This is a genomic window from Methylophaga sp. UBA5088, from assembly GCF_002414625.1.
GTDB classification, from domain to species: Bacteria; Pseudomonadota; Gammaproteobacteria; order Nitrosococcales; family Methylophagaceae; genus Methylophaga; species Methylophaga marina.
On the sequence record NZ_DIAC01000059.1, the window covers coordinates 6,577 to 13,053 of the forward strand.

A 6,477-nucleotide genomic window follows, 5' to 3' on the forward strand; every position below is an offset into this window, starting at 1 on the left:
GTAATGCGATATCGGCTTCAGGCTCAAAGTCACTCACAAAATCAATGGCTTCAAGGCCATGTGCTCGCCAATCATGTAACACCTCTCCACTGATGAAGAATTCAGGTGTATAGACAGTTTGAAATAGATTTAATCTGGCAAGCTGTTTTTGTCTTTCTGTAAAAATCGGACTAGCAAAACGATCTACCCAGCCTTTTTTTTCATCCAGATAATCGACGTGGAAATTTAATACCACGATATCTTCGTTTGTCACACCTTTATCAGGCAGCTGTTTCACCCATTTTTCCGCAGGTGGACATAAACCGCAGCCTTCAGCTGTGAACAATTCCATCACAACCAGGTGCTTATTGCTTGTTTCAGCTTGCCAGTCTGAGGCAAGCAAAACAGGAGATGTAAATAAGCTAAACAAGGTCAGGAGTCGGCAGGCTTGTTTAAACATAAAGACCTCCATTTTATTTCTGTTGTGACGGGCTAAGTGGCTGGCTAAATCTTTCACTGCCATCTTCAATAATAGCGAGCTCTCTCAACACAGACGTCGCAAAACAACCTGCTGGTAGAAAAAATGATACTTGCAGATGTGTATCAAACCATTGCCAGTTAAAGTCTGAAGGCAGTAGGCGTATAGCTCGACGTTCTTGCTTGAGCCCTTGTCGAGATAATGCCTGAAGCCAATCCTGCCAATCTGCCAAAATAACCGTTTCTAATTGCTGGCAGTCATCCTGACTCAACAGATCGCCTTGCCCGACAAGTGGCCCAGTTGGGTGAATATCAAAATGAGCAAGGCGATCATGCAGTTGCATGTCGTCGTTATCGGATTGAAAACAACTGTGACTGCCATTTAACTGCATCACATCACCTTTTAACCATTGATTCCAGTTACTATTTTTGACACGTTCACTCACTATTAAGTTGAACAACCATGAACGCGCAGCAGAGAGGTATAGACCTTTTTTGGTACGACTTTTAGGTTTTTTTCCTTGCTGGAACCATTGTTCAACAGCCTGTAAATTATTCATCTGGTGACCAAATCGCTGTTCACCAAAGTAATTGGGTACCCCGTCTTTTTGTACCTGACTAAGCGCCGATTCCCAACTTTGTTTATCACCATCAACAACGGTCAAGTTCAGGGTGAACCGATTACCAGATAACACACCACGTTTTAGTTTCTTATTATGGCGTTTGATTTGATTGATGGTTATCAAGTCAGACTCAAAGGCTGACCAATCTGGTTCAGTGACACCTTCAGTATTAACACTAAACCATTGCGTCGTGACAGCGTGTCGGTCTTTTAAACCAGCATAGCCAATCGCCACCTCTTCAACACCAGCAAACTGAGCCAGCTGTTTGGCTAACCAATCAGTATTCGTATCGGTTTTGGTAATTTGTAACATCACATGAGGCCCTTGACCAGCGGGTTCAAAAGGCAATTGCTCTTCGACTCGAAAATCTTCAGGCGTCTGACGAATAAGGCAACGATGGTTTAACGCTGCTGTATTGACTCTGGCTAAGGCGGCAAGATCAAATGATGACAAGGTTAGTCGTCCATCGGCTTAATCAAGGCGACAGCATGAGTGGCTATCCCCTCTTTGCGACCCGCAAAACCTAACTTTTCAGTGGTAGTCGCTTTGATATTAATGGCAGTGATATCGGTTTGCATGTCGGCGGCTAACAATTCGCGCATTTGAGGGATAAAAGGCGCCATTTTGGGTGCTTGTGCAATAATCGTGGCATCAACATTACTCACAGACCATCCCCGTTTTGCAAGATCGTCGATAACACGCCGCAATAAAATACGACTATCAATGCCTTTGAATGCCTCATCATTATCAGGAAAGTGATGGCCGATATCCCATAAACCGGCAGCACCCAATAAAGCATCACAGATAGCATGAATCAATACATCACCATCTGAATGCGCTTCAAGTCCATGCGTGTGTGGAATGGTCATACCGCCAATGATTAATGGGGTGTCCTCAATAAACCGATGAACATCATAGCCATGTCCGATACGCATTAATTTTCTCCTGCCTGCTGGCGTAAATAAAGTGCTGCAAGTGCCAAGTCTTGTGGAAGTGTGATCTTTAGATTATCACTATGCCCTTCCACCATACGTGGCTGATAGCCAGCAAGTTCCATTGCGCTGGCTTCATCAGTAACGGCGAAAGATTGGGCTGATGCTGACTGTAGTGCACGTGAAAGCATTGCTAAACGAAACATCTGTGGCGTCGCAGCACGCCAAAGACCTTGACGGCAAACAGTCTCTTTAATGACGTTATCGGCATCGACTCGTTTGACCGTATCTGACACGGGAATACCTAGAATGCCACCAACCGGATCTTGCGATAAGGTGGCTAGCATACGATCAATATCTTCATGTCGTAGACAAGGTCTGGCCGCATCGTGAACCAATACCCAAGGATCGTCAGCTAGCCGTTGCTGTAAAACCTTTAACGCATTTGTTACCGAATCAGAACGATCTTTACCACCTGTCACTGTCAGCAACTCACAAGGTAAGGTGAGTGATAAATCAGACCACCACGTATCATTTTCAGCTAAAGCAATCACAATGCCATCAATAGCCGGATGTGAAGCCAGACGCTCCAGTGTTAATTGCAATACTGGTTTATTATTAATCTCTAAATACTGCTTAGGAATATCAGCCTGCATACGACTGCCAATACCTGCAGCGGGCACAACAGCCCAAACAGCCTGTTTACTGCTCATCTGGTTTATCAATAATCTGGAAAAAGGTTTCGCCTGGTTTTACCATGCCCAGCTCACTACGAGCTCTTTCTTCGAGGGCATCAAGACCACTTTTTAAGTCTTGTACCTCAGCAGCAAGCACTTGATTTCGCTCTTTTAACTCAGCGTTATCAATGCGTTGCTTTTCTACAGATTGGTGGAGACGTAATAAGGAAGGAAGCCCGTCATGACTTAGCCATAATCGGTATTGAAGCAATACCAATATGATGGCTAACAAAATCATGACGGGTTTAGACATATCACCTAGGCTTGTTGGACGTTAAACGCCTTCATACCTGGGTAGCTGGCAGCATCACCTAATTCAGCTTCGATGCGAATCAATTGATTGTATTTCGCAACGCGGTCAGAGCGTGATAATGAGCCAGTTTTGATTTGGCCAGCATTGGTCGCTACCGCTAAGTCAGCAATTGTCGTATCTTCTGTTTCACCACTACGATGAGAAACAACAGCGGTATAACCGTTGGCTTTCGCTAAGTTAATCGCATCCAATGTTTCAGACAAAGTACCAATTTGATTCACTTTGATAAGAATCGAGTTGGCGACGCCTTTATCGATACCTTCTTGCAGAATTTTCGGGTTAGTGACAAACAGGTCATCACCGACCAACTGTACTTTATCGCCAATTTTATCGGTCAACAATTTCCAGCCTTCCCAGTCATTTTCATCCATACCGTCTTCAATACTGATGATCGGATATTTATTCGACCAGTCTGCCAATAAATCGGCAAATTCTGCTGACGTTAATGAGCGATTTTCAGAAGCCAGCACATACATGCCATCTTTATAAAATTCTGAGCTGGCTGCATCTAAAGCCAACATAATATCTTTACCCGCTTCATAACCGGCGTTTTTAATGGCTTCCAGTATCACTTCAATCGCTGACTCATTAGATGGCAGATCCGGTGCAAAACCACCTTCATCACCGACAGCTGTATTCAAGCCACGGCTGTTCAGCACTTTTTTCAATTCATGGAAGACTTCAGCACCATAACGCACAGCTTCTGTCAGGCTGGATGCGCCGACAGGCATGATCATAAATTCTTGTAAATCGACGCTGTTATCAGCGTGTGAACCACCGTTGATGATGTTCATCATCGGTACTGGCATCACGGCTTTTTCTTCGGTTGACAGGTATTTGTATAAGGTTTTCTTCGCATCGGCGGCAGCAGCGCGGGCAGATGCCATCGAGATAGCTAATAAGGCATTAGCACCTAAACGGCTTTTGTTTTCGGTGCCATCTGTGGCAATCAATTTATTGTCTAAAGCACGTTGGTCGTTAGCGTCCATTCCCAGTACCGCTTCACGTAACTCACCGTTGACGGCTTCAACTGCTTTTAAAACACCTTTACCTAAGTAACGGCCTTTATCGCCGTCACGTAATTCAACGGCTTCACGTTCACCTGTTGAGGCACCAGATGGCACTGCTGCACGTCCAAATGCACCACTTTCCAGAATAACGTCAGCTTCAACCGTCGGATTACCACGTGAATCGATGATTTCTCTTGCTTTTACATCAATGATTTTGCTCAATGCTCTGCTCCCGTAATGTTTTTTTTGATACCGACTTATCGACCAGCTAACAGCTCGTCTTCGATAAAGTCTTGTTGTTTTACTGTTGCATCTATTGCTTGCAGCATTTCTAACAATGCTGTCATTTTATGTAATGGCCAGGAATTAGGTCCATCACTTAAGGCTTTTTCAGGTTCGGGGTGTGTTTCCATAAACACACCGGCAATGCCGGTTGCGACCGCTGCACGTGCCAGTACAGGCACAAATTCACGTTGACCACCAGAGGCACCGCCTTGTCCACCGGGCTGCTGTACGGAGTGTGTTGCGTCATAAACTACAGGACAGTCCATATTTCGCATGGTAGGTAAACCACGCATATCGGAGATCAGGGTGTTGTAACCAAATGAGGTGCCACGTTCACACAACATAATCTGTTGGTTACCGGTTGATTTGGCTTTGTCTGCGACGTGTTGCATATCCCAAGGTGCGAGAAACTGACCTTTTTTGATATTAACTGGCAGCCCCTGACTAGCCACATTGACAATAAAATTCGTTTGGCGACATAAGAACGCTGGTGTCTGCAACACATCTACCACGCTGGCAACTTCGGCTAGTGGCGTATCTTCATGCACATCCGTCAGTACGGGCAAATTAAATTCTTTTTTAACTTTTTCCAGAATCGCTAAACCGGCTTCTAAACCTGGTCCACGATAACTCTTTGTCGAGGTACGATTGGCTTTATCAAAAGAAGACTTGTAGATAAATGGAATACCCAACTTGTCAGTGATTTCTTTCAACTGACCGGCTACATCCATGGTCATTTGCTCACTTTCAATAACGCAGGTACCGGCAATTAAAAATAAAGGCTGTCTACCACCCACTTCGTGACCACATAATTGCATGATATTACCCTCTATTCTTTTTGTTAGCTTTGGCAGCACTGATAAATCCTTCAAATAAAGGATGGCCATGACGCGGTGTCGATGTGAATTCTGGATGGAACTGACAAGCTACAAACCATTGATGTTCTGGAATTTCAATCATTTCAGCCAAGGTTTCATCTTTTGACATACCAGAGAACACTAAACCCGCTTGTTCCAGTTTCTCTTTATAGTTGCTATTGAACTCGTAACGGTGACGATGACGTTCAACAATTTCTTGCTCACCATAAATTTTTTGAGCCAGACTGCCAGGTTTCAGTACACATGGATAACCACCAAGGCGCATGGTACCGCCAAGGTCAGAATCATGATCGCGTTGCTCAACGCTGCCGTCTTCTTTTTGCCATTCAGTAATCAGACCAATCACAGGATCAACCGTGTTTAAGTCAAACTCAGTACTGTAAGCTTCGGGCATACCGGCTTTATGACGTGCATACTCAATGACGGCAACCTGCATACCTAAACAAATACCCAGGTATGGAACATTATTTTCGCGGGCAAACTGCGCGGTTTGGATCATGCCTTCAACACCGCGCTCACCGAAGCCGCCCGGTACCAGAATCGCATCCATATCCTTGATGCAATCCGGCCCTTGCTGTTCAACCAGTTCCGAATCGACATAGTGCACATGCACTTTGGTTCTGGTATGGATACCAGCATGAATTAATGATTCAGACAACGATTTATAAGCTTCGGTCAGTTCCATGTACTTACCGACCATAGCAATATTCACTTCGCCTTCCGGTTTAGTCAGGTTGTTATAAACCTGTTGCCATTGGCTTAAATCAGCCGGTTTAGCATCTAAACCTAATTGTTTCACGACAATGTCATCTAAGCCCTGACGATGTAATTCCATCGGAATTTTATAGATGCTGTCCACATCCACACAAGACACCACATTATTCACTGCCACATTGGTGAATAACGCAATTTTCTTACGTTCAGATTCTGGCAGAGGCCGATCCATCCGACATACCAACACATCCGGTTGAATACCTATGGTTCTGAGTTCTTTAACTGAATGTTGTGTGGGTTTGGTTTTGATTTCGCCTGCCGATGCAATATATGGCACCAGAGTTAAATGCAGGAATAATGCACGCTCATGGCCCAATTCGGAGCCCATCTGACGAATGGTTTCAAGGAAAGGTAAGGATTCAATATCCCCGACTGTGCCACCAATCTCTATCAACGCCACATCGGCATCACCAGCACCTTCGAAAATACAGCGCTTGATTTCATCAGTAATGTGCGGAATAACCTGTAC

At 44.7% G+C, this 6,477-nt stretch carries 8 protein-coding genes; all 8 read right to left on the bottom strand.

Going from position 1 to position 6,477, the window contains the following annotated elements; translation table 11 throughout:
• A partial coding sequence (locus tag B4K20_RS07855) for a DUF1223 domain-containing protein (RefSeq protein WP_289282490.1) occupies window positions 1-439 on the bottom strand: 439 nt, incomplete at its 3' end.
• A gap of 13 nt (window positions 440-452) precedes the next feature.
• Window positions 453-1,532, bottom strand: a complete 1,080-nt coding sequence (gene truD, locus B4K20_RS07860; RefSeq protein ID WP_289282491.1) for a tRNA pseudouridine(13) synthase TruD — start codon at window positions 1,530-1,532, stop codon at window positions 453-455.
• A 2-nt stretch (window positions 1,533-1,534) separates the two neighbouring features.
• Window positions 1,535-2,014: a 2-C-methyl-D-erythritol 2,4-cyclodiphosphate synthase gene (gene ispF, locus B4K20_RS07865; RefSeq protein WP_289282492.1), complete on the bottom strand. Its 480-nt coding sequence runs from the start codon at window positions 2,012-2,014 to the stop codon at window positions 1,535-1,537.
• Window positions 2,014-2,724 (bottom strand): 2-C-methyl-D-erythritol 4-phosphate cytidylyltransferase, encoded by a 711-nt coding sequence (gene ispD / locus B4K20_RS07870; RefSeq protein WP_289282493.1) that lies wholly within the window; start codon window positions 2,722-2,724, stop codon window positions 2,014-2,016. Before ispD ends, ispF begins: the two co-directional genes overlap by 1 nt.
• Window positions 2,714-3,001 (bottom strand): cell division protein FtsB, encoded by a 288-nt coding sequence (gene ftsB / locus B4K20_RS07875; protein ID WP_289282494.1) that lies wholly within the window; start codon window positions 2,999-3,001, stop codon window positions 2,714-2,716. Before ftsB ends, ispD begins: the two co-directional genes overlap by 11 nt.
• A gap of 5 nt (window positions 3,002-3,006) precedes the next feature.
• The gene (gene eno / locus B4K20_RS07880) at window positions 3,007-4,293 is read right to left on the bottom strand and encodes a phosphopyruvate hydratase (RefSeq protein ID WP_286305031.1); all 1,287 of its coding nucleotides are present in this window, start codon (window positions 4,291-4,293) and stop codon (window positions 3,007-3,009) included.
• A 35-nt stretch (window positions 4,294-4,328) separates the two neighbouring features.
• Complete coding sequence (gene kdsA / locus B4K20_RS07885; RefSeq protein ID WP_091711720.1) at window positions 4,329-5,174, bottom strand: 3-deoxy-8-phosphooctulonate synthase; 846 nt, start codon at window positions 5,172-5,174, stop codon at window positions 4,329-4,331.
• 4 nt (window positions 5,175-5,178) lie between these two features.
• A partial coding sequence (locus B4K20_RS07890; RefSeq protein ID WP_289282495.1) for a CTP synthase occupies window positions 5,179-6,477 on the bottom strand: 1,299 nt, incomplete at its 5' end.